Origin of the sequence: Vibrio lamellibrachiae, assembly GCF_050337265.1 — a bacterium.
Classification (GTDB): Bacteria; Pseudomonadota; Gammaproteobacteria; order Enterobacterales; family Vibrionaceae; genus Vibrio; species Vibrio kyushuensis.
In genome coordinates, this window is sequence record NZ_JAKJSU010000010.1 from 273,396 (window position 1) to 297,407 (window position 24,012).

Consider the following 24,012-nt stretch of genomic DNA (forward strand, 5'->3'; position numbering starts at 1 on the left):
TGGAGATCCGTTATTTTTCAAAACAATGCTTGTAATTTCTAATGGCAGCAGAGTAATCGAAATCTAGGGCTCGAGTTAACGCAGCTTCCTGGTATTTTCTTTTAAGCTCTTCGTCACTATATATAACATTAATAGAGGCTAACATAGCTTCACTAGTTTGATCAAATAATATCCCAAATTCTGATTTATAGAATTTATTATATACACTACCCTTTTCTCTATTAAGTATTTCTCTAGGTCCCGACAAACAGTCAGCATGAATACAACATGCTCCACAAGCCAAAGCTTCTACCAACGTATTAGGGAAGCCTTCTGCCACTGAATTAGATAGCACAATATCAGCAGAAGCCATAAAACCAAACGGGTTATCCACTGACCCATAGAAATGAACTCTATCGCTTCCGTTTAACGTTTTCGAAAAAGTCTTACAATGCTCCAATAAAGGCCCATCACCTAAAAAGTGAAGGTTCACATCATCAGGTAAATACTCTAATAGTTCCAAAATTTCATACTGGCGCTTTGTCGCATGAAATCGACCTACAATCAATATATTAAATCCAATAGGATAACTATGTAAATATAGACGAATATCCCTTCTAATATTTTCAATATTTACTGGGTTATAAATCACTTTACATTTATCTTCTGGTATATCCAAAAAACTAGTATAGTCATCGTTCATATCTTCAGATTTGAATATATGAAGATTGGCTTGTCCATACAATATTTTCATGAGTAACAGATGTGCTACTTTAGATAGACTCAGTTTTTTAAACTTTGAACTAAAAGAAACACAATGAACCATCTGAACCTGATGACGTGCGCCGAAAACTTTAGATAACGAATTAACATAATTAGATATAAACAAATGACTTTGTAATATCTTTATATCAAACTTATAAGAATAGTAGGTTAGGATGAATGGTGAAATTAAAATATCTATCCACTTCACTCCTGTTTTTGATAATAATATAACCTCTACTTCATTAGGCAGTTCATAGAAAATATTATCATCTAGTAAAAACACTCTTACTTTCGACTGTTTTGAGAAATTCGTGCATATATTAGTTAATACTCTTTCTGCGCCACCTCCAGAAAGATTATTAATTAAAAAATTGTAAACTTTCATAAACCAAGCCACTTTTTGGAAACCGTATCTATTTCGAACTTTGACACTGACGACTTAGCGTTGGAAGCAATCTCTCTTCTTAGGCCTGGGTTTAGCACTAATTTTTCCATACTCGACCTTAGGCCATTCTTACTTAAATCCGATAACAAGCCATTTTTCCCTTCATTAATAATTTCGTCTGGACCTGATTTACATCGAGTAGCTATGCACGGGACACCAAATGACAAAGCTTCAACTAATACATTCGGAAAGCCCTCGAACCTCGATGAGAGCACGAATGAAAAACAATTTTCATACCAATTCTCTACATCTTCTTTTTCACCTAAAAAGAAAACTTGACTATCAACACAAAGCTCCTTTGATAGCTTAATCAAGCTGTCTTTTAACTTTCCAGAGCCAATTATCACAAGTGGAAAAGTTTTTGCTAATTCAGATTCACTATAGGCTTTTATAAGTAGATCAAAACCTTTTTGATGGTCCAATCGGCCAACAGCCAACCAATAGCCCCCATTTGAGAAGTCTGATTCGATAAATGTATCCGTATCACTAACCATCTCTACTATAGGATTTTCGATTATTTTGACATTATTTAGAAAGTAATCATTCTTTAGAGTCTCTCCAATTTTTTTTGACACAGAAACAATAGATTTAACGTTTCTAAATCGATACAAGAAGAATATAGATATTTTCTGAGCTCTAGTAAGTTTATAACCAGGGAAGTTCCGAACGGAGATATGAAGTTTCTCTCCAGAAAGAATAGAAGGGATATTGCAAGTTTCTGTAAATGAGAATATCCTATCTGGATTCTCCATCCTAAATACTCTTCTTAGACCACTAACTCTTTTAAAGACGTTTATGACTTTTGAAAACAAACCTGTACTGCTTGGGGACTCCAAAGATATAACTCGTGCAGTTGTCTGATAACTTATCTCATTCTGAAAAAGTAAAATTATGCAATCATGACCAATACTGTTGAGGTGGTTACTCAATTTGACCACCACCCTCTCAGCCCCACCTTTTCTTAAGCTTGGTACTACAAACATTATTTTCATAATAAGCCCAGCCACTGTCTTACATATTTTTCTGCAATATCGATATGCGAATGGTTTTTTTCGACAAAATCACGCGATTGGTAGCCACGCTCCTCAATATTAGGATTAGAGTTTATAAAGTCAGACGTAATTGAGTATATATATTCTTCACATGGTCTAATATTAACTATAGGGGATTCGCTTATTCCTAACGATTTTAAGGACTCTTTTTCAGCGCCACTGAATACTACTTTACCTGAAGCCATAGATAAAAGTCCATTCATTCCACAAGAATATGATGAGGTCTGATCGACTATTACATTCACACTCTTGATATAATTTAAATACTCATTATATGGCATTCTTCCTTTTATATTAAAAGAAGCTCTATCCGAGTAGTCTAGCCCTAATCGTTTAAATGCTTGTTCTATATATTTAGTTCCCTTGAACCCTATACGATTTATTCCATGGTAGAATTTTATCTTTTCTCTAGCTACATTTGGTAGATATTTAATCCTGGTAAGATTTACTGGCAGAGGTATAACGGGTAATAGCTTTTTTTCATTACGATACGCATGTTCATACTCAAACATAACAGGTATTATTCCATCTGATAATGATACCATCTTGTTATTAATATCAATAGCACGCTTATCTAACCAATATCCATTTCCTTCATCATATTTCAGAACATCTTTATGTGGCGAGTATTCTAGATGTTCTCGACCGCTTGTCCAATAATATGAATCAGATCCACAAGCAGAAAGTACCAATTTTCCATTTATTTTTTTTAGAAATTTAGCGAGTATATAATTGGTGAATAAAGAACAACTTAATGGTTTTACATTAACAAACTGCACAATGTCATAACCAGACATTTTATTAAGATTTAGAAAAGGCTTTAAGTTTCGCTCCAGCTTATTTACTAATACGGAGGTCGAGCGACTATTGATAGATAAATCTGAATCAATGTTCTTCCACCCATCACCACTCGACACTAACATTACTTGATGCCCAAGTTCTTTAAGCCCTTCACTTAATGCCAAGTGAAAGCCACTGAAATCACCGACTAATAATATTTTCATAATAAATCGCCAGCTCTATTGAAAGTAATACTTGCATGGCGGGAAACCAACAAATTAATAAACTTATGAAACTCTCTTTTATACCTAGCGTCAGTATTTAGCGGTATATAATGTGTTGCAATACTAATAAACCCATTATCACCAAGGAAACGAATTGCATTTTCATAAAAACCTTCAGCAGTATCATGCAATTTAAATGTTTTAGATGTGACTACCTCTACACCACCTACGCTGTATCTAGTTGTCGGGTTTTTATTTATCTTATTCAGAACATAATTACTAGATATCACCTTCCCATACAATACTTTCATTCGATCACATGGCCCATCACAATAAATAGAGGCTGAAGTAAGTAATGAAAGATCATTATCCTTCATGTTTTTTAGATGATAAAAATTTATCATATTACTTGGAGGAACAAATAAACGTATATTTCTTTTGAAAACCGCTTCCAGATAGCTTTTACCATCTCTTATTTTTTCTTTATGTATATATTTTGATTTGAATTCAGCACCATGCTGATAAAACCTATGTTCATTCCCATGAAGCGCAATTTCTGCATTGCTCCCAAGGGCATCAATTAACTTTATCAATTCGAGATTTCTGCCTATCGGGTAATTTTGGTAGTAATCACCTAACTGATTACTATCCATAACTCCCTCATGTTCACGCATTTTTATTAATGTTTCATCTCTTGAGCCTGAGTATGTTAACATATTGAAGAAATTTTGTGTTATAAATGGCACTGTGGCAAATGTTATAGGTATACTCCCTAACAATTCATCATATGAATTTTTTAACTCTGAAGGCTTAGTGAAAAAATTCATATCATCGTCTCTAATATTAATTTTCATTAATGACCTCATCGAATATTTGTTCTAAGCCTTCAACATACTCCTCGTCAGTTAGGAGATTCATACAGTGCCCTGATTGTATGTTACTAACTAGCTCAGAATATAGATTCCGATCCTTCGCCATTAACCTTAATGTTTCAACAATCTTCGTATTATCATTAGTATCAACTATAAATCCTTGAACTTCGTTTTTAATAGTGTCTAAAGTGCAAACTTTGCTTACTATAACAGGAAATCCATGCTCCAAATATTCTAATGTGGATCTAGAAAACCCTTCTGCGTATGATAATGATATACCTACAGGGCGAACTAGACTTGAATATAGACTTTTAATATCTACTCGACCCGTATATTTCACCCTTTTAAAAGGACCATTATCTTTAATAAACTGTTGTATATCCTTATTCAATGGACCAACTATCATCAATGTAGAGTCTGTAATATTAGCCTCTCGCCAGGCTAATAATAGCCGATGTGTACCTTTTACAAAAGAATGAAATGCAGTTGAAATAAATGTAGTCTCACCATGAGTCGAGAGTTTTATTCTAGCATTGTTATTTAGTCTACTTTTTGCTGGAAGGTTCAGTACACAGAGCTTAGTATCATCAATACCTTCATTGATAAAACTATTTTTAGATTCTTTATTTAGTACTATTATTTTATCTGCTTTTTCAATTGCAATTTTAGAGTCATTCACAGCCTTTACATCAGTAAATATATACCTATTTTTAACTGATATATTAAACTTTATATATTCTTCCAATAGTACACGTGCCATAAATTCAGGATGCATTTCCGAGTACTCTAAAACTATTTTCTTATCCGAGTTAGTCAGTTTGTTTATAATCGATATTGGCCTGGCTTTACAAAGAACAAGTGAAGACGAGTCTACAAGTATTTTGTTTTTATAAATTAGTCCAAACAATTCCTCCCCTAACATATAGCCGTAATATTTCTTTGCTCCAAAGATATTTGCAATACGGTAATACAGTGAAGATAATACCATCGGGATATAGGAGAGCTTTTCATTCTTAGCTTCTTTCTCCTTTCTTCTTTTTATTCCATATTTCAAGTAACTGAATTTATTTTTTCCATTCTCTTTTAGAAGGCATATCTGGTCACTTTTCCAACCACTACCCTTCACTGTACTATACATTGCTATTGAGATTTTTTTCATTTACCTTTACCGAACAAAAAATAAATATGGATGAATATATAACGATCCTACTCATAAGTGCCGCTTCTGAGTTTAGAAACATAAAAGCAAAAATTAGAGCCATAATACTGAAAAAAGCTGAGTATGAATCGCATTTTAATCCTTCGATTGGAGGATAAAACAATGTCAATATATTAACTTTTATCTTACTAGATAAATATATAAATTGACCGATAATGATCGTAAATATAGCCAAATCTAGATGCTTATATTTCTCCAGTCCAGCCATCATTATAATACTGTCAACATTATACATAGTTAAAGTTGATAATATAACTGAAATCACCATTAGTAAATTTTTTATTCTATTTATACTCTTGATCCTTTTTATTATATACTCACTATTCCCTCTGTGAGATATTAGCGATTGACACGCAGGATCAAAAATATTCTCTATTACTACTCTTATAATATCTTCTAATCGTTTCATTAGATTATATGTCGCAAATAGGGCTGGCGCCAACAGCATCGAAAACAATAATTGATCTGCATGTTGTTTTAGGTACGATACATAACCTCTAAATGTAAAATACCTATTTTGTTTATAGTATTTATAAAACTCAATTTTTATATATGATGAATAGAAGTATTTTCTAATCCAAAACATGAAGTAAAAAGAGATAATTATTGGAGTAAACGAAATCATTAATATAAATGTAGTAAATCCAAAATGGAAAAATGACCATATAGCTAGTAACTTCCCCAAAGTTGAGGATATAAATACAATTACAGCAGCAGAAATAAATTGATTCATTCCTTTTTTAATTAGTACGCAACCATTATTGAATGAATAAAATATCCCACTTATACAAAAAATAATAAAATACGGAAAGAATTCACCCGAAAACTTTTCGACAGACAGGTAGTAAGAGTATAATAATAAGAGAGGTGATATAATAACAGAAATAGTAACTCTAGAATAAATAGCGTTGCTAATGTAAAATCTTAGCTTTTTATTTTGACCATTGTCAATCCATGCTAGTCCCTTACGAGAAACATGAGCCTCAAATCCAAAATAACTAAATACTGATATAAACGTACATATTATCGCATTAATCCCTACAATAGCGTATAGCTTAGGTTCTACATTTTTTGCTACTAAATATACTGTAAATAAACCTACAACTAAATTAATTAATTGAATCAATACTAAGTAAAAACTAGTCTTCATACTTGTTAATTAACTCAATAATATAATTAACATTTTCTATATGCAATGTAGGACCAATTGGCAGGCTAAGGACTTGTTGATGTATTCTTTCTGTTATAGGCAGCGTCCTAGGCAATAAATATTTATATGCATCTTGTTTATGTGGAGGTATTGGGTAATGAACTAAAGTTTGCACACCATTCTCTTCTAAATACCTATTTAACTTCTCTCTATTTTTAGTACGAATTACAAATAAATGCCAAACATGCCTATTAACGTCATCAATTTTTGGTAAAATAATATCTGGATTAGAAATTTTGTCTAAATATATTTTCGCTATTTCTTTTCGTTGATTAGTTTCAACATCTAAATGTTTCAATTTAACTCGCAGCAGCGCTGCTTGAATTTCATCCAGTCGAGAGTTGACTCCTAGATATTTGTTCTCATATTTTTTATGAGAACCATAATTTCTAAGAGCGATAAGAACCTCTAACAACTCACTATTATCCGTTGTAATACAGCCAGCATCTCCAAGGGCGCCTAGATTTTTACCTGGATAAAAGCTAAAAGCACCTGCATGCCCCCAACTACCTGCTTTCTTTCCATCCGCTTCTGCACCATGTGATTGTGCACAATCTTCTAGCACCAACAAGTCGTACTCTTGGGCTAATTCCATCAGCCTTGGCATTGGTGATATTTGGCCATATAAATGCACTGGTAGTATCACTTTGGTTCTTCGCGTTATTGCTTTTTCCACAATTTCAGGGGAAAGATTGAAAGAAATTTCATCCGGTTCAACTAAGACAGGTTTCAAATTATTTTCTGTAATTGCAAGAATTGAGGCTATATATGTATTGGCTTGAACAATAACCTCGTCACCATCTTGTAATTTACCTAGCTCTTTCCAAGCTCTTAAAGTAAGTGTTAATGCATCTAATCCATTAGCAACACCAACACAATGCTTCGTCCCACAATATTCTGCAAACTCGCTTTCAAAAGCTTCCAACTCTTTGCCCATAATATACCAACCTGAATCGATTACTCGAGAACAAGCTTGTTTCAAATCGTCAGCATATTGTGTGTTTATTTCTTTAAGGTTTAAAAAAGGAATCATAATTTACGTCTCTAAATACTTTATAATTCTTGCCGGGTTACCAACTACGACCGCATTATCTGGTACATCTCTTGTGACAACGGAACCCGCACCAACCATACAGTTTTCTCCAAGTACGATACCAGGCAAAATAGTGGCATTTGCCCCAAGTGAAGCCCCTTTCTTGACAATTGTTCTTAAAAACTGCGCGGGATATTTCTTAGAGCGAGGGGTTTTATCATTAGTAAACGCAACACATGGGCCAATAAACACATTGTCTTCAATGATGATGCCATCCCAGATATAAACACCAGATTTGACAGTAACATCGTTGCCAATAACAACATCATTCTCTACTAAAGTATGGGCACAAATATTGCATCCAGAGCCGATCACAGCTCGAGGCAAAATTACACTGTACTGCCATATTCGAGTATTATTACCAATTTTTTCCGATTGTACATCACTTAAATCATGGATATTCATTATATAGTCAACGCTAGAAAATTTTCATAGTCTCGAATATAGTCCGATTCGTCATAATAATCACTAGCCATTACTAGTAACACACAATCCTTGCTGAAGGCTTCCATTTCATGCCATTGCATCTTATCTATCAAGATACCTTTATCAGCAGAATTCATTATAATCTCTTGTCTATCACTTCCATCATCCATAATAAATCGACATTGGCCTACTACACAAACCGCCACTTGTCTTAATTCTTTATGGGCGTGGAAGCCTCTGGCTACGTCTTTCTCTGTTCCTGATATGTAATATACCCGTTTAATATCAAATGGAATATCCTTACCTGCTTCGAGCGCAACTAAGCCGCCACGTTCATCACCCAACGACTTAAAGTCAATAATATTTATTAAACTCACACCTTTCCCTTAATAAGTTCGGCTAAGTAACGGCCATAGCTATTTTTTAGCATCGGCTTTGCTAATACGTCTATTTCTAAAGCACTTAACCAGCCATTATTAAAGGCAATTTCTTCTAGACAAGCAATTTTATACCCTTGACGTCGCTCTATCGTTTCCACAAACATAGCTGAATCGAGTAGCGTTTCGTGAGTTCCTGTATCTAGCCATGCAAACCCACGACCAAGCAGCTCAACATCCAGTGTTCCTCGCTCTAAATACGCATTATTAATACAACTAATTTCTAGTTCACCTCTATCGGATGGCTTTACCTTTTTAGCTATGTTCACAACGCTATTATCATAAAAGTACAAGCCAGTTACAGCAAAGCTTGATTTTGGGTTGATGGGCTTTTCTTCTATTGACAGGGCCTTCATACTTTCATCAAATTCGACCACACCAAATCGCTCGGGATCTTGCACTTGATAACCAAATACAGTTGCTCTATCTTTTTTAGCAGCTGCTTTCTGTAACATAGAAGAAAAACCCTGCCCCCAAAATAGATTATCACCTAATACTAAGCACACAGATTCATCACCAATAAACTCTTCTCCAATAATGAAAGCTTGTGCCAATCCGTCCGGATTTTCTTGTACTTCATAACTAAGGTTGATACCAAAATCACTACCATCACCCAATAATCTAATGAATCCATCCATGTCATCAAGCGTTGTAATAATTAAAATATCTTTAATACCAGCAAGCATCAACACCGATAGAGGGTAATAGATCATAGGTTTGTCATAAACAGGTAATAACTGCTTAGAGACCCCTTTAGTAATCGGATATAAACGTGTACCCGAACCTCCGGCTAAAACAATACCTTTCATCTCAAACTCCTAAACGCTCTCGTTGATAAGAGCCATCTTGCACTCGGTTACACCAATCGCTATTAGATAAATACCATTCCACAGTTTTTCTTAAACCCGTTTCAAATGTTTCTACTGGTGTCCAGCCGAGTTTTTGCTCAATTTTACTTGCATCGATAGCGTAACGCATATCATGTCCGGGTCTATCTGTTACAAACTTGATTAATTCTTTATAATCGCAGTCTTTAGGTACTAGCTCATTTAAAGTATCACAAAGTGCTTCAACCACTTCAATATTTTGTTTTTCGTTATGGCCGCCAATATTATAGGTTTCACCAACCTCACCTTCGGTTACAACCTTGTATAAGGCACGGGCATGATCTTCAACATATAACCAATCACGAACTTGATCTCCTTTACCATATATAGGTAAAGCCTTACCCTCCAATGCGTTTAAGATAACTAAAGGGATTAGTTTCTCTGGGAAATGATAAGGTCCATAATTATTAGAACAGTTAGTAACTATTGTCGGCAACCCATAGGTACGCTGCCACGCTCGAACTAAATGATCACTTGATGCTTTCGATGCTGAATATGGGCTCGATGGCGTGTAGGATGTTTCTTCCGTGAATAAATCATTAGTACTTTCTAAGTCACCATATACCTCATCTGTTGATATATGATGAAAACGAAAGGATGCTCTGCGCTCTTCATCAAGCTCATTCCAATAATTACGCGACGCTTCGAGTAGATTATATGTACCTATTATATTAGTTTCTATAAATTCAGCAGGCCCTTCAATGGAGCGGTCTACATGAGACTCAGCAGCTAGGTGCATGACAGCATCTGGCTGATACAACTCAAAAATACCTTTAATCCTAGCTAAGTCACAAATATCTGCCCGTTCAAATGTATAACGCTGATTATCGCAAATATCTGATAGTGACTCCAAATTACCAGCATAAGTAAGTTTATCCACATTAATGACTTCGTCACCAGTATCCTGAATAATATGACGTACAACGGCAGAGCCAATGAAGCCGGCTCCCCCCGTTACTAGTAGTTTCATGCGTAACCCTTACTAATTATTAACGCTACCGCCCTTAGGAAAAGACCCAATAGACTATAATGCTTCAAATTTATTCTAGAAGAACTATTCTACCCGAGTTATCCAGAACAAGGAACAAGGAGAAACGTGAAATTATAAATGGTATGCTTATAATCGAATAACTTTCTCAGAGACATAATATGATCATATTAACTGGCGGCGCTGGCATGATTGGCAGCAACATTGTCAAAGCACTCAATAAGCAGGGCATTAGTGACATCTTAATTGTCGATAACCTTAAAAACGGTAAAAAGTTTCAAAATCTAGTTGATCTTGATATTACTGATTACATGGACCGTGATGATTTTCTTGTTCAAATAATGTCGGGTGAAAACTTCGGACCAATTGAAGCAATTTTCCATGAAGGCGCTTGCTCGGCCACAACCGAATGGAATGGCAAGTATATGATGCTCAATAACTATGAGTACTCAAAAGAGCTTCTTCACTACTGTCTAGAACGCCAAATCCCATTCCTATATGCTTCTTCCGCTGCAACTTATGGAGAAACCGACACCTTCATTGAAGAAAAACAATATGAAGGTGCGCTTAACGTTTACGGTTACTCTAAGCAACAGTTTGATAATTACGTACGCCGTTTATGGCAAGATGCTGAAGCTCACGGTGAGACACTGTCCCAAATTACAGGCTTCCGCTACTTCAATGTTTATGGTCCTCGAGAGCAGCACAAAGGTTCAATGGCATCGGTAGCATTTCATTTAAACAATCAAATGAACGCCGGCGAAAACCCAAAACTGTTTTCTGGTAGTGAAACCTTTAAACGAGATTTTGTCTACGTTGGTGACGTAGCTTCCGTCAACCTAGAGTTCTTACAAAATGGTCAATCCGGTATCTTCAACTTGGGAACTGGCAATGCGGAATCTTTTGAAGAGGTGGCCAAAGCCGTAATTAAGTATCACGGTAAAGGGAACATGGAAACTATTCCATTCCCCGAGCACCTTAAAGGCGCTTATCAAGAGTTTACTCAGGCTGATTTAACCAAGCTACGTGCAGCAGGCTGTAATCACAAGTTTAAAAACGTTGCAGAAGGTGTTGCCGAATATATGTCACTTATTAACAAAAAGTGATTTAATATCGACTATCCAAGCTATGCACCCTTGCGAGCAGTAAAATGAATATAATGATGGCCCTGTCTCAGTTAGAGATAACTGGAGCAGAAGTTTATGCAACGACAATAGGTAACGAACTAACTAAACGTGGACATGATGTTCACTACGTGTCCGATACCTTAACTAAACCTCACAAAGGGCCATTTTATAAGCTCCGCTTTAACAAACGAAGTATTCCACGACGCTTTTGGCATGTGGCTTACCTCATATATTTGATTAAGAAGAATCAAATCCAGTTAGTGCATGCACATTCTAGGGCATCAAGCTGGAGCTGCCACGTGGCCTGCAAGTTAACTGGCACACCAATGGTCACTACCATTCATGGTCGTCAACCGGTACACGCTTCACGTAAACGATTCCATGCCATGGGAGATAAAGCCCTGCCTGTCTGTGAGGCAATTGAACAGCAACTTATTGACGAGCTTGATGTTCCGAGCCCGATGCTTGAAATTAGTCGTAACGGGATTGAAACGGATTGCTTTTTTCCAGCCGATCCGCCAAGCAACAAAAGACCCATTATTAGTATTATTGGACGCTTAACTGGCCCTAAAGGCGATCTCTGTTATCGGCTACTTGATGAATGTATAGATAGTACTAAATATGATGTTCGCGTGATTACTGGATCAGAGATGGAACCGCGCTTTGAAAAATTCAATACCCTTGTCTCATTCCCTGGTTATACCAATGACGTTGCGGGCACCCTGCATCAATCTGATTTAGTCATTGGGGCTGGTCGGGTAGCAATGGAGTCATTACTATGTGGTCGCCCTACGCTTGCAATTGGAGAAGCCATATCAATTGGTGTTATTGATGAAAGCAATGTTGATTACTCAATGGCAACAAACTTTGGAGATATTGGCCCCAAAATCCTAGATATTGATTTTACCAAAATAGCAGCAGAGATCGATAGGGGTATAGATCAGAAGTACTGCTCACCTTCTGTGACTAAAAAAATACTCTCAAACTATGACATAGCTGCTACTACAACACATATTGAAAAAATTTATCAAGACGTCACTATCGATAAACTTCATAAAGAGATGCCTATCCTTATGTATCATCGATTTATTTATCAAGATGACCAGAAAGGAACTCGAGGCCCCTATATCGACATTGATATGTTTGAGAAACACCTTAAGCTACTCAAAAAAATGGGCTTTGAGAGTCTAACTTTTGAGGATCTATCTAAAGAGTCACCGATAGCCCGTATGAAGGCAAACAAGCGCTATATCATGCTTACCATTGATGACGGCTTTGTCGATAACTATGAATTGATGCTACCACTACTTAAAAAGTATAACTTCAAAGCTGTGGTTTATGCTGTAACTGGAGAAACTTATAACCGCTGGGATGTTGAGGTCGATACAAATCCAGATAAGCCATTTCCTCTCATGAATACTGAGCAAATTAAAGCTATGGCAGATTCAGAACATATTGAGATTGGCGGACATACTTTAACCCACCCCTTTTTGAGTCAGTTATCTCTAGAAGTGCAAGAACAAGAAATTAAAAATAATAAACTCCAATTGGAGAACATTATTAATAAGAAGTTGTTATCTTTTGCATACCCTTATGGTGATTTAAATAGCGATTCAAAGCTTATTGCAGAAAATTTAGGCTATAAGTATGCCGTCGCTACAAACAGTGGTCCTCTTGGGTTTCATCAAGACTTGTTTCAAATTCGTCGTATTGCTATTTTCCCCAAAACCGGCGTAATAGGGCTGTGGCGGAAAGTTCGTGGTAATTACGTTTTTCGCAAAAATAAATAGACAAAGGGTTGATTATGTCTAACTTTTCTATGCTTGCTCGTATTCGTAATAAAATTCGCATTAACTCGCGAATCACGTCGAACTGGGTAAAGGAGTGCGTATTCGTTATTGCGATGTATTTATTACCGGTAAAGGGAATATGCTAAATTTACACAACGGATCAAACTTAAAAGGTTTCACCATAGAGGTTGATGGAGAAAACTGTACACTTGAAATTGGCAAAGAGTGCGTTATTGGTGAAAGTTGTTTTATCTCCTGCAGGGAAAAGGGAACAACACTAACCATTGGCAATAACTGTATGTTTTCGCGAAACGTTAAAATCATGACCAGCGATGGGCATAATATAATCAAAGATGGAAAAAGAGTTAATCCTGCCAAAAATATCTATATTGATAGTCATGTCTGGTTAGTTGATAATGTAACCATCCTAAAAGAAGCTTCTGTTGGTAGCAATTCAATTATTGGTATAAATTCAACACTAACCAAACCAATTAGTCAAAACGTAGTTGCAGTTGGTAACCCGGCTAAAGTTATTGAATCAAGCATTCAGTGGGAAAATGAACTCACTTACTAATACTTCTCGGAAACTCATGAACACAAAAAACAACATGTTATATCTATCACTATTTCTAGTACCTGCGCTCTTGTTGGTAACTAACAATTACAGTGTTGGAGTTATAGTTATTACTTTACTGCTTTCATTCATTGGCTTGAAAAAAGATGGAATCACTAAGCTTAATACATTTGACTACGTAATAGTGTCAGTTTTTGTTAGCTACTTCTTAGGGGCTATTCCCGTAGCCATCTCCGATGGAAGCACATTGCGTTACTTCCAAGGTGGTGGTCGGTTACTGCTGTGCTTACCAATTTATATTTTTTTTCGGCAAAACATTGCATTAGATAAAGAAAAAGCATTGAACATGATGCGATATGGTGCATTCATTGGCAGTATTGGTACTTTTATCTTTGCCATTTATCAGCATTTCTTCCTCGAAATGCCTCGTGTTGGTGGGTATCTTTTTAGCATTAATTTCGGATACTTAGCGTGTTCCCTCACTATTATATGCTTTGGTTTAGCGCATAAAAGTAACTTGAAGGTAGCTTTATATCTAGCTGCTGTTGCAGCATTCATTGCAACGCTATTGACTCTTACAAGGGGAGCTATTCTTGCAGCACCATTACTACTCATATTTTCTGCTATTATAGATAGAAAACAAATCTCCTTTAAAAAAATAGTATTATTTTTAGTGGGTTTGATTCTAAGTAGCGCCGCTGCCATGAACTTATCAAGTGGCATAAAAAATAGAGTTAACTTCACCTTATATGAAGTATCCCAAATTGTGCAGGGTGATATTTCAAAGGCATACTCAGCCGGCGTGCGAATTGAACTATGGGATGCTGCAGCTCACGCCTTTAGTGAAGCGCCTATGACAGGACTACCTTACTATCAAAGAGAAAATCTAAATCAAAAGCTTTTTGAAAAAGGGGTAGTTAGCAAATGGGTCACTACTGTAGGTCGAGGCCATGCTCATAGCCAATATTTTGAAATGATCGCTAGCAATGGTGTTTGGGGGTTATTGTCAATTACCTTTATATTTATTGTACCTTTGGTTATTTTCATTAAACACTTTCTCAAAACAGGCAGTACATTTGGATATTCCGGAAGCTTATTCGTTGCAGGGTTTATGATATTTGGCATAACTGAAGCCCCTTTGCAAGCAAATCTCATCGGCTCTTTTTACGGTTTTATGCTCGCAGTTTTTTTAGCTTTTATTCGCCATGAAAAATACCCAGTATCAACAAACAGTGATAATCCATGAAAATTCTTATCATTGGCCCATCATGGGTGGGGGATATGGTAATGTCCCAAAGTTTGTACATTACACTAAAACAACAATACTCAGATGCCACTATCGATGTTCTTGCGCCAGCGTGGTGTAAACCTATTCTAGAACGTATGCCTCAAATATCTGCCGCGATCGAAATGCCTCTTGGTCATGGCGATTTCAATCTTTTTGCCCGAAGAGCTTTAGGTAAAAAATTAAAGCAAGCTCATTATACTCACGCCTTTATTTTACCAAATTCAGCTAAATCAGCATTAGTACCTTGGTTTGCTGGTATACCTACTCGAACAGGTTGGAAAGGTGAGTTTAGATATGGCCTATTGAACGATTTAAGGCAAGATAAGCGTGCATTCCAATATATGGTAGAACGCTATGTGGCACTGGCATCTCCCAATACAACAATGCGCGAAGATGTCATATTATCTAAATGTCCAAGCCCTGTGTTAACAGTAGATAGAAATAACCAGACTAAAGCAAAAGAAAAGTTGGGGTTAACCTCTCCGATTCCTGTGATCGGACTTTGCCCTGGTGCCGAGTTTGGGCCAGCGAAGCGATGGCCAGATCAACACTATGCACAAGTCGCACAATATGCCATCGAGAACCATTTTCAAATTTGGCTATTTGGCTCAGCTAAAGACCGAGAGGTATGTGAGAAGATTCGACAATCACTGCCGTTAGAGCATCAAGCATTGTGTGTTAACTTGGCCGGCAACACGTCACTTATTGAAGCTGTAGATTTACTTGCTGCCTGTCATACCGTTATTAGTAATGACTCAGGCCTTATGCACGTTTCTGCATCTGTTGGCTGTAATATTGTCGCTATTTACGGGTCAAGTTCACCCAAATATACACCACCTCTAACAGAGAAACTAAAAATGGTACACACTAACATTAATTGTCGACCATGCTTTAAGCGAGAGTGCCCATTAGGCCACTTAGAGTGTCTGACTAAATTAGTACCAAATACCGTCATCAATGCACTGAAAACTTTTACCGGATAACAATATGCAAAATTTGTGGTTTGAGCGTGGCGCTTACGCATCTAAATCTGCTCGCCAATATATAAATAGCGAATTTGATCCAGCTACAATTAATAAAATAGCAGTCATTAGGCATGCCGCATTAGGTGATCAAGTTATTGTTCGTCCATTCTTGGTGGAAACGAGAAAGTTCTTCCCTAATGCAAAGATCACTCTTGTTACTGTCTCAAATTACCTTTATGGCACACCATCAGATCTTGCGGATAATACGATCATTATGAAAGGTAGAGAGGATGCCAAAAATCTGTCGTTGAAAGAAAAATGGGATGACTACAATCAACTTGAAGAGCAAGATATTGTCTTTGATGTTGCGGGTACTAGCCGATCCTATTGGATGACTTTAATGACAAAATCTAAGCTAAAAGTTGGCTTCCCATATAAACCTCAGCTCTGTGGTACCTTATATAACCTTGCAGTATTCCGTTCTGATTTTCAACCAGAAGTAGAGTGTATGCTTGATATGCTTAAAATCCTTGGCCATAGTCCTCACTATCCATTAGATTTTGCCTACCCAGATCACCGCTTGATTTGTGAAAGCGAATCACCGTATATAGTCTACTTCAACGGTGCTTCTCAACTAAGTAAGATCCTCTCTAAAGACGAGATGTACGATGTTATTGCGACTGCCGTTGAGCAACAAGCAAATGTAAAACATATATTCCTTGAAGGAAAAAATGCCTTTGAAAAAGGTGAATATCTTCAGGATCTTGTTAATGCTGAAAAAGTCTCCATCCAACCCTGCCTACCATTAGATGAACTGATAGAGTTTATCGCAAAAGCCACACTGGTTATTGCACCAGATACAGGTATAAGAAACGTAGCTATTTCCACTCATACCCCTACTGTGGGAATATTTTATTCCACAGTTCCGTTTAGATATACACCAGTTTATGAAAGACACTCTATAGTGATGAATGCGAATGGTGATAAACCATCCACCGCTCAAATCGCTAAAGCGCTCGATTCGGCACTTAGTAATAACAGAATACAATAATAGGACAATTCATCATGAGCAAAGTTAAATTACTTATTACTAACCGGCTGATTCGACTAACGGGAAACATCTTTAAGATTTTGTCGTACCCATTTCATTGGATCTTTCCGAAGCTGAGATTTACTATTCCTGCCCACTCACCAGCAAAAGTTAAGCTTACAGGTGAACACTCTATACCACGTACTATCTGGCAAACAAATTTCACCGATAAAGCATCACTGCCTGTTTATTTGAATTATCTATTTAATCGTTTAATGTCGCTCAACTGTGATTATCGCTATGTAAGTACAGAAGCTCGTGGGGAGTACCTAGAAGAGCATGCATCACCTGAAATTTATAATGCTTACTCTCGCTTAACCAATGGTGCCGCTCAAGCCGATCTATGGCGCCTTTTTGTACTATACAAAGAAGGTGGCGTTTACATGGATATTGATGCAACGCTTGTCGGTTCATTGGACTCATTATTGGGTGAGAAAACTGAGCTATACATTAAAGTCAGCAACAACACGGAAATTACCAATTACTTTATTGCATCGGCCCCTAATAACCCAGACCTTAAAGCGACCATTGACCAGGTTCTACACAATATTGATAATTATGTATCATCAATGGGGGTTTACCACTCAACGGGTCCTACAGTTTTAAACAAAGCACTCGCGGGTAAGTCAGTGTGTACTGAAGATAGAAAATATGTCTGTATTCAAGGGGCATTTACTAATGAGCACTTTCAGTACATCGATAAACCTCGTGGAAAATGGACTCATATTAACCCGGAAGATTTGGTTAAAAAGTAATGTTACTAAGATGGATTTATACATTGGTGCTCACTCTAATCGCACCTTTGTTACTCTATGGATTATACAAAAAAAAACCTGGAAAACCTTCTGTTGGCAATCGATGGAAGGAATATTTTGGATTTTCTCCCACAATAGCCATAACAGAGAAACCTCTCTGGATTCATGCAGCTTCTGTTGGTGAAGTCCTCGCGATTACCCCTTTAATCAAGTCGATAAAGCAAACTCATCCAAATCTGACAATTTTATTGTCCACAACAACCTCTACAGGCGCCGAGCAAGCTGCCAATCTTGGGCTACTCGTCATACATAGATACACTCCCGTGGATTTCCCTTTTGTGGTAAAGCGCTTCGTCGAACAATTTCACCCTCAGATGCTGTTGATTGTTGAAACTGAGCTTTGGCCTAATTTACTCGCCGTCGTTGCTAAACAAGGCATTCCCATCCACTTGATCAATGCTCGCTTATCTGCCAAGTCATATAATGGCTATAGAAGAGTTCTACCTCTATTTAAATCAATGGGTAACCACCTCACTCAGGTGCTTTGCCAATTTGAAGACGATAAAAAACGCTTTGCAAAGCTAGGGGTTGATGAAGATAAGCTAGAAGTAACGGGATCGATAAAATTTGATATCTCTCTTGAAGAACATATATTAAAAGCAGGTGATGCCCTACGCTCACAGATCACCTCAAAGCGCCCTGTGTGGATTGCAGCAAGCACACACTCTGGTGAAGATGAGATTATACTCTCGGCTCATCAAGCTATTTTGAACTCCTCTCCTGACGCTCTGTTAATTTTAGTACCTCGCCATCCAGAACGTTTTCAATCTGTTACTGAACTAGCAAAGCAACAATTTATAACGACAACACGTACTGGTCGCTCTGTGGTAAGTTCAGAAACAAAGGTTTATATTGGTGATACTATGGGTGAGATGCTCATTTTGATGAAGGCTTCCGATGCCTGCTTTATGGGTGGAAGCCTTATTGGCAAAAAAGTCGGCGGCCATAACCTACTAGAGCCTGCCGCACTTGGGTTACCTATGCTTATAGGGCCAAGTTATTATAACTTCAGAGATATTACCCAAAACTTATGTGCTGCTGAGGCTTGCCATGTCGTTCATAATGCTGATGACATAGCCCAACGTATCTCCTTCCTATTTTCAGAGAGAGAGCAAGCGCAGCAACTTGGTCAATATGCGAAACAAATCGTTGCTGAAAGCCGTGGTGCACTCAATAGAACATTAAAGCACCTAGACCTACACAGAGAACCTCTATAATGAAAAGATTGATTGTTGATCTCGATGGCACTCTAACTCAAGCCAACACCTCAGACTATCGCAATGTACTGCCTAAAACTGACGTGATTAATCAGCTTAAAAAGTACAAAGATCAAGGCTTTGATATTGTCATAGCAACAGCACGTAACATGCGAACTTACGAAGGTAATGTAGGTAAAATCAATATCCATACCTTGCCAATTATCACTGAATGGCTGGATAAACATGATGTTCCTTACGATGAAATCATCGTTGGCAAACCTTGGTGTGGACATGAAGGCTTTTACATTGATGACAGAGCTATCCGACCTTCTGAATTTGCTAATTTAAGTTTAAAAGAGATCAATCAACTCATTGATAAGGAAAAACCATGTTCCTGATCATGTCAGGGGCCTATGTAGGCCAAGAGTTAGAGTCAGAATTCGGCAAAATTCCACCTAGCTTTCTGCCACTAGGTAACCGTCGCCTTTTTCAGCACCAAGTCGCGTTAGCGCCTCAATGTGTGGATATCTACTTATCGATACCTGAATCATTTGATATCTCTAATATTGATTTAACGTGGTTAAACAGCCATCATGTCACTGTTATCCCGACACCCGACGGTCTAAACCTCGGCGCGTCACTTGTCGCAGCACTAAACATCAGTGGTCACTCCCTAGATCAACCATTACATATTCTGTACGGTGATACACTCTACAAGCAGCTCCCTACAGGCGAAGACATAGCCAGTATATCTCAAGCTAAAGATAGCTATAACTGGGCAGTATTGACTGACGATACCGCGCACTGGTTAAAAGATAACAAAGCTCAATCGTCAGGTGGTGCACAAAAAATAATTGATGGCTACTTCAAGTTCAGCAACCCTCGTACACTGATCAAAAATGTGACCCAAAGTGAGTGGGACTTTATTGAAGGCCTAAACCGCTACCATCAAGAAGTCGGCTTAACAGCTGTCGAGTCTGGTGGCTGGTTAGACTTTGGACATGTGAATACCTACTATCGCTCTAAAGCAGAGTTTACTACTCAGCGTGCTTTTAATGAACTGACAATTACCTCGAAGTGGATTGAAAAATCGAGTGTTAAAAACAATAAAATAGCCGCAGAAGCCAACTGGTTTGCGCATTTACCTTTCGCGCTACGTGGCAATATTCCACAATATTTAGGCTGCCAAGATGAACAGGGAAAAATATCCTATCGTTTGGAATATTTACACCTTACGGCATTAAATGAGCTATTTGTGTTCTCTAAGCTTCCTAGCCATATTTGGACACAAATATTAGCCAGCTGCGTTGAGTTCCTTGTACTTTGTAAAGAACACAAAGCGCCCCCAAGCAAACTCGCTAATTCACTTGATGTGTTGTTTTCTAAAAAAACAGAGCAAAGGCTCGCTGAGTATTGTAAAACACATCAATTAACGCTTACCCAAGAATGGAGCTTCAATAGTTCAGAAAAAATCTCATTGGAAGCGGTATTAAACGATAGCCAGAAACATCTGCCCACGCAAGAAGAGGCGAATACGGTCCTACATGGTGACTTCTGTTTTAGCAATGTTCTGTACGATTTCAGAGCTGTAAAAATAAAAGTTATCGACCCCCGAGGGATGACTCCTGAAGGTAGAAAAACCATTTATGGTGATCTTCGTTATGACATTGCAAAACTCAGTCACTCAGTTCTTGGTTTATATGATTGGATTATTGCCGGTTACTATCAAGTCGAGATCCGTGCCGATAGCATCACGCTAGATATTGCAGAAGAAGGACGGTATAGAGAAACCCAACAGAGCTTTATTCAACTAGTAGAGGACGAGTTTAAATTATCCGCACAAAACCTCTACGCTATGCAGATCCAGCTATTTCTTTCAATGCTACCACTACATGCCGATGATCCTCAACGTCAACAGGCTCTCTTCGCCAATGCATTCCGTTTGCACCAAATTTTAGTAAGGCTTGAACAATGATCGTAATTCCAATGGCAGGGATGAGCTCTCGCTTCTTTAAAGCAGGCTATACCCAACCTAAGTACATGCTTGAAGCCCATGGTGAAACTCTATTTGAGCACTCTATCAACAGTTTTAAAGCCTATTTTACTTCTAAACCTTTCCTCTTTATCGTCAAGGATGTGTTTGATACACCAGAGTTTGTGAAGCAAAAAGCCCAATATATGGGTATTCAAGAGTTTCACATTTCGATACTGGCTGATGACACACGTGGACAAGCAGAAACAGTCGCGCTCGGCTTAGAACAACTAGAGCAGCAAGGTATCAGCTATAACGGAGCAATTACGGTATTCAACATTGATACATTCCGTCCTAATTTTGTCTTACCTTCGGTAACGGCTCATAGCGATGCTTACCTTGAAGTATTCAAAGGGAATGGTGATAACTGGTCTTTTGCTAAGCCTATTCGTGAAGACTCAACGCAGGTGATGAAAACCGCAGAGAAGAACCCAATTTCCGATCTTTGTAGTACGGGTTTATACCATTTCAATCAAAAGCAAGATTACCTCGATGCATACGAACAGTACCTAGCAAAACCGCAAGAGGAGTGGGAAAAGGGGGAGCTCTATATTGCCCCTCTATATAACCTACTTATCGAGAAAGGTTTGAACGTTCACTATCATCTTATTGAACGTGAGAATGTCATATTCTGTGGCGTGCCTGATGAGTACACTGATTTTTTAAAGCCGTCGGTTTAAGCAATGAAGATTAGAGACAAACAGATCACATTTGTCGTCCAAGGCCCTGTTCAATCGAGATCAGAGCGCGATCAAATAGTTGGAATTACACAGGAGTGCTTACAATCTATTCGTAGCCACTTTCCTGAATCTTTCATCATCTTGTCTACATGGCAAGGTCAACCTTTGGGTGGACTCGACTATGACCACCTAATTGAGTTAGAAGATCCTGGTTCAAATACGATTTATCACGACGGTAAGGCAATTACACTGAATAATAACCGCCAGATGGTCAGTGCTCATATGGGATTAAGAGAAGTAAAAACTCAATATGCGGTTAAAATCAGGACCGATAACAAGGTTTCAGGGCGCCAATTTGTTGATACGTATCAGAAGTATGCTGAGTTGCCAAGAGAGAATGACTACAAGTACTTTACGCAACGAACCATGACAAGTAGCGCTTTTTTTATCTCTTCACATCATGGTCGAACCGTTCATTTTCATAAAAGTGACCTGTTCGATTTTGGACTGACTGAGGACTTACTAAAAATCTGGTCTCCACGCTTAATTCAGGAACTTCATTTTGAACTAAAATCTGGCTATAAAGCAAGATATGCAACCACAGAACAGTTTTTATGCCTAAACTGGCTCTCTCCATTTGTCGGTAAAGAGTTAAAGATTAATAACTTAACTAATGAGGAGGCTGGTTTAGGTACTGGTTTTTGGCATCGATTTATCGCTAATAATATTATTGTTGACAGCCCCGAATCATTAGGTTTAGATGTTACGGAGAGGTTCTACAAACGAGGTAACTTAGCTTTGGAGTATGATCTACAAGATTGGCTATATCTAAATAAAAAAATCAGTAAGCCACTGGATAGAAAAAGAATCTATCGAGCGTACCGTTCTGCAATAGGTAAATTACTCTGCATATTAAAGAACTAGTACATCAAAAAGCTTGATCATTGATTCCCCTTACTGATTAATCTACTTTAATCAGTAAGCGGTTTAGCCTTTTTCTTAATTTCAACCTTATTCCTTTTTTAGCCCTTTTATTATCACAGAGAAATACCAGTGTACTTTGTAGATAAGAGATGTAGAGGCTTCTTCTCCAAACTCTTTTCCATACAACCACCGCCAGCGTTGGAAACTAAAAAGATCAAATGGGTAACCATTGCTTTGTTCAAGGCGTTTAGGTACTTCAAGTCCAAGAATATCACCATCAACAATCATTAGATTATTCAGCATATACTTATATGACTTAGTGCGCTCAGCCCAACAGCCATGTTCATCATTTAAGTGTGTTGGTTCAAACTTATTAATAAAATTAGTCCATATCCGCTGCTCGACATTTACACTATCGTTAGGGTAGTCCTCATGCTGCTTCTTTCCACTAAACTTAGAATTGAATGGATAATCTTGATGTAGTTCTGACTGCCAGACCATCAATAAATCATCCGTTTCACCAAACTGAAAAAAGTCAGAAAAGAAATAAGGAACGCGCAGCCCCTTCTCAAACTCTTTTGCAAAAAAGTTAGAGCATATTAATCGATTATTGAGAACAGAATACTGAGGGGCTCTTTTAGGGAATTGCTCAAACAGAGACATTATCTCTGTTTTATGCAAAATATTATCAGCTCGAAGCTTTGCTGCGTACTTTGTTTTTACTCTTAGCAAACCTTCAACTGTAGAAACGACCTGACGATTGATATTCACATGTACAGGATCATTTTTCTTACTGTAAACAAAAATAGTTGGACCAGGATCTTCACTGTAAACAACACAGTCAGCACCTAAATCATCCGCCTCTTCACCTGTCCAAGTAGAAACGATAACTTGGCTAGATGGGAAAGTATCTCTAAGTGTATCAATTGTAGTGGCATAGTTAATTTGGCCACCTAGTTAGAGGTGATATCATCACCTCATAAGTTAACAGGTGACACTATGACGAAACGAACAAGACGACTTTTTAGCGCTGAATTTAAGTTAGAGGCTGCACAGCTAGTCCTCGATCAAAATCACTCAGTTACTGAAGCTGCTCAAGCCATGAATGTGGGTAAGTCCACCATGGATAAATGGGTTCGACAGCTAAAAGA

Annotated in this window: 23 protein-coding genes and 2 pseudogenes; 13 read left to right on the forward strand and 12 right to left on the reverse strand. The window is 37.6% G+C overall.

The window, feature by feature from the left end:
* Window positions 1–10 precede the first annotated feature (10 nt).
* Genes L4C54_RS18060 through rfbB form a run of 11 tightly spaced genes read right to left on the reverse strand, consistent with a single transcriptional unit; the run spans window position 11 to window position 10,359 of the window.
* Entirely contained in the window at window positions 11–1,129 is a 1,119-nt protein-coding gene (locus tag L4C54_RS18060; protein ID WP_428809237.1) for a glycosyltransferase, read from the reverse strand.
* Window positions 1,126–2,181: a glycosyltransferase gene (locus tag L4C54_RS18065; RefSeq protein ID WP_428809238.1), complete on the reverse strand. Its 1,056-nt coding sequence runs from the start codon at window positions 2,179–2,181 to the stop codon at window positions 1,126–1,128. Before L4C54_RS18065 ends, L4C54_RS18060 begins: the two co-directional genes overlap by 4 nt.
* Window positions 2,178–3,245: a glycosyltransferase family protein gene (locus L4C54_RS18070; protein WP_428809239.1), complete on the reverse strand. Its 1,068-nt coding sequence runs from the start codon at window positions 3,243–3,245 to the stop codon at window positions 2,178–2,180. The genes L4C54_RS18065 and L4C54_RS18070 overlap by 4 nt, the downstream gene beginning before the upstream one ends.
* A complete protein-coding gene (locus L4C54_RS18075; RefSeq protein WP_428809240.1) occupies window positions 3,242–4,099 on the reverse strand; it encodes a DUF2334 domain-containing protein in 858 nt (285 codons plus the stop codon). The genes L4C54_RS18070 and L4C54_RS18075 overlap by 4 nt, the downstream gene beginning before the upstream one ends.
* On the reverse strand, window positions 4,089–5,276 hold the full coding sequence (locus tag L4C54_RS18080; protein ID WP_428809241.1) for a glycosyltransferase: 1,188 nt from the start codon (window positions 5,274–5,276) through the stop codon (window positions 4,089–4,091). Before L4C54_RS18080 ends, L4C54_RS18075 begins: the two co-directional genes overlap by 11 nt.
* Window positions 5,248–6,486 (reverse strand): MATE family efflux transporter, encoded by a 1,239-nt coding sequence (locus L4C54_RS18085; protein WP_428809242.1) that lies wholly within the window; start codon window positions 6,484–6,486, stop codon window positions 5,248–5,250. The genes L4C54_RS18080 and L4C54_RS18085 overlap by 29 nt, the downstream gene beginning before the upstream one ends.
* Window positions 6,476–7,579, reverse strand: coding sequence for a DegT/DnrJ/EryC1/StrS family aminotransferase (locus tag L4C54_RS18090; protein WP_428809243.1), 1,104 nt, complete (start codon window positions 7,577–7,579; stop codon window positions 6,476–6,478). The genes L4C54_RS18085 and L4C54_RS18090 overlap by 11 nt, the downstream gene beginning before the upstream one ends.
* A 3-nt stretch (window positions 7,580–7,582) precedes the next feature.
* Window positions 7,583–8,044, reverse strand: a complete 462-nt coding sequence (locus L4C54_RS18095) for an acyltransferase (protein ID WP_428809244.1) — start codon at window positions 8,042–8,044, stop codon at window positions 7,583–7,585.
* A complete protein-coding gene (locus L4C54_RS18100) occupies window positions 8,044–8,442 on the reverse strand; it encodes a sugar 3,4-ketoisomerase (RefSeq protein WP_428809245.1) in 399 nt (132 codons plus the stop codon). Before L4C54_RS18100 ends, L4C54_RS18095 begins: the two co-directional genes overlap by 1 nt.
* The gene (gene rfbA / locus L4C54_RS18105) at window positions 8,439–9,311 is read right to left on the reverse strand and encodes a glucose-1-phosphate thymidylyltransferase RfbA (RefSeq protein WP_428809246.1); all 873 of its coding nucleotides are present in this window, start codon (window positions 9,309–9,311) and stop codon (window positions 8,439–8,441) included. Before rfbA ends, L4C54_RS18100 begins: the two co-directional genes overlap by 4 nt.
* 1 nt (window position 9,312) lies before the next feature.
* Window positions 9,313–10,359, reverse strand: coding sequence for a dTDP-glucose 4,6-dehydratase (gene rfbB, locus L4C54_RS18110; RefSeq protein WP_428809247.1), 1,047 nt, complete (start codon window positions 10,357–10,359; stop codon window positions 9,313–9,315).
* 179 nt (window positions 10,360–10,538) lie between these two features.
* On the opposite strand from rfbB, the gene rfaD reads away from it, so the two are divergent.
* From rfaD to L4C54_RS18170, 12 genes and pseudogenes are all read left to right on the forward strand, one after another.
* A complete protein-coding gene (gene rfaD / locus L4C54_RS18115) occupies window positions 10,539–11,483 on the forward strand; it encodes an ADP-glyceromanno-heptose 6-epimerase (RefSeq protein WP_428809248.1) in 945 nt (314 codons plus the stop codon).
* 44 nt (window positions 11,484–11,527) lie between these two features.
* A complete protein-coding gene (locus L4C54_RS18120) occupies window positions 11,528–13,294 on the forward strand; it encodes a bifunctional glycosyltransferase family 4 protein/polysaccharide deacetylase (RefSeq protein WP_428809249.1) in 1,767 nt (588 codons plus the stop codon).
* A 14-nt stretch (window positions 13,295–13,308) separates the two neighbouring features.
* Window positions 13,309–13,868, forward strand: a pseudogene (locus L4C54_RS18125) (acyltransferase).
* A 16-nt stretch (window positions 13,869–13,884) separates the two neighbouring features.
* Window positions 13,885–15,114 (forward strand): O-antigen ligase family protein, encoded by a 1,230-nt coding sequence (locus L4C54_RS18130; protein ID WP_428809250.1) that lies wholly within the window; start codon window positions 13,885–13,887, stop codon window positions 15,112–15,114.
* Window positions 15,111–16,139 carry a lipopolysaccharide heptosyltransferase II gene (waaF, locus tag L4C54_RS18135; RefSeq protein WP_428809251.1) on the forward strand — a complete coding sequence of 343 codons (1,029 nt, stop codon included), beginning with the start codon at window positions 15,111–15,113 and terminating at the stop codon, window positions 16,137–16,139. Before L4C54_RS18130 ends, waaF begins: the two co-directional genes overlap by 4 nt.
* Before the next feature lie 4 nt (window positions 16,140–16,143).
* Window positions 16,144–17,172 (forward strand): glycosyltransferase family 9 protein, encoded by a 1,029-nt coding sequence (locus L4C54_RS18140; RefSeq protein WP_428809252.1) that lies wholly within the window; start codon window positions 16,144–16,146, stop codon window positions 17,170–17,172.
* A gap of 14 nt (window positions 17,173–17,186) precedes the next feature.
* Window positions 17,187–17,966 carry a glycosyltransferase family 32 protein gene (locus L4C54_RS18145; RefSeq protein WP_428809253.1) on the forward strand — a complete coding sequence of 260 codons (780 nt, stop codon included), beginning with the start codon at window positions 17,187–17,189 and terminating at the stop codon, window positions 17,964–17,966.
* Window positions 17,966–19,243 (forward strand): lipid IV(A) 3-deoxy-D-manno-octulosonic acid transferase, encoded by a 1,278-nt coding sequence (waaA, locus tag L4C54_RS18150; protein ID WP_428809254.1) that lies wholly within the window; start codon window positions 17,966–17,968, stop codon window positions 19,241–19,243. The genes L4C54_RS18145 and waaA overlap by 1 nt, the downstream gene beginning before the upstream one ends.
* Window positions 19,243–19,623: an HAD-IIIC family phosphatase gene (locus tag L4C54_RS18155; protein ID WP_428809255.1), complete on the forward strand. Its 381-nt coding sequence runs from the start codon at window positions 19,243–19,245 to the stop codon at window positions 19,621–19,623. The genes waaA and L4C54_RS18155 overlap by 1 nt, the downstream gene beginning before the upstream one ends.
* Window positions 19,614–21,200, forward strand: a complete 1,587-nt coding sequence (locus L4C54_RS18160) for a phosphotransferase (RefSeq protein ID WP_428809256.1) — start codon at window positions 19,614–19,616, stop codon at window positions 21,198–21,200. The genes L4C54_RS18155 and L4C54_RS18160 overlap by 10 nt, the downstream gene beginning before the upstream one ends.
* A complete protein-coding gene (locus L4C54_RS18165; RefSeq protein ID WP_428809257.1) occupies window positions 21,197–21,937 on the forward strand; it encodes a glycosyltransferase family 2 protein in 741 nt (246 codons plus the stop codon). The genes L4C54_RS18160 and L4C54_RS18165 overlap by 4 nt, the downstream gene beginning before the upstream one ends.
* A 3-nt stretch (window positions 21,938–21,940) precedes the next feature.
* Window positions 21,941–22,861 (forward strand): WavE lipopolysaccharide synthesis family protein, encoded by a 921-nt coding sequence (locus tag L4C54_RS18170; RefSeq protein WP_428809258.1) that lies wholly within the window; start codon window positions 21,941–21,943, stop codon window positions 22,859–22,861.
* Between the two features lie 37 nt (window positions 22,862–22,898).
* Here the strand turns inward: L4C54_RS18170 and L4C54_RS18175 are convergent.
* Window positions 22,899–23,806 (reverse strand): annotated as a pseudogene (locus tag L4C54_RS18175) (WavE lipopolysaccharide synthesis family protein).
* A gap of 54 nt (window positions 23,807–23,860) precedes the next feature.
* On the opposite strand from L4C54_RS18175, the gene L4C54_RS18180 reads away from it, so the two are divergent.
* A partial coding sequence (locus L4C54_RS18180) for a transposase (protein WP_428809270.1) occupies window positions 23,861–24,012 on the forward strand: 152 nt, incomplete at its 3' end.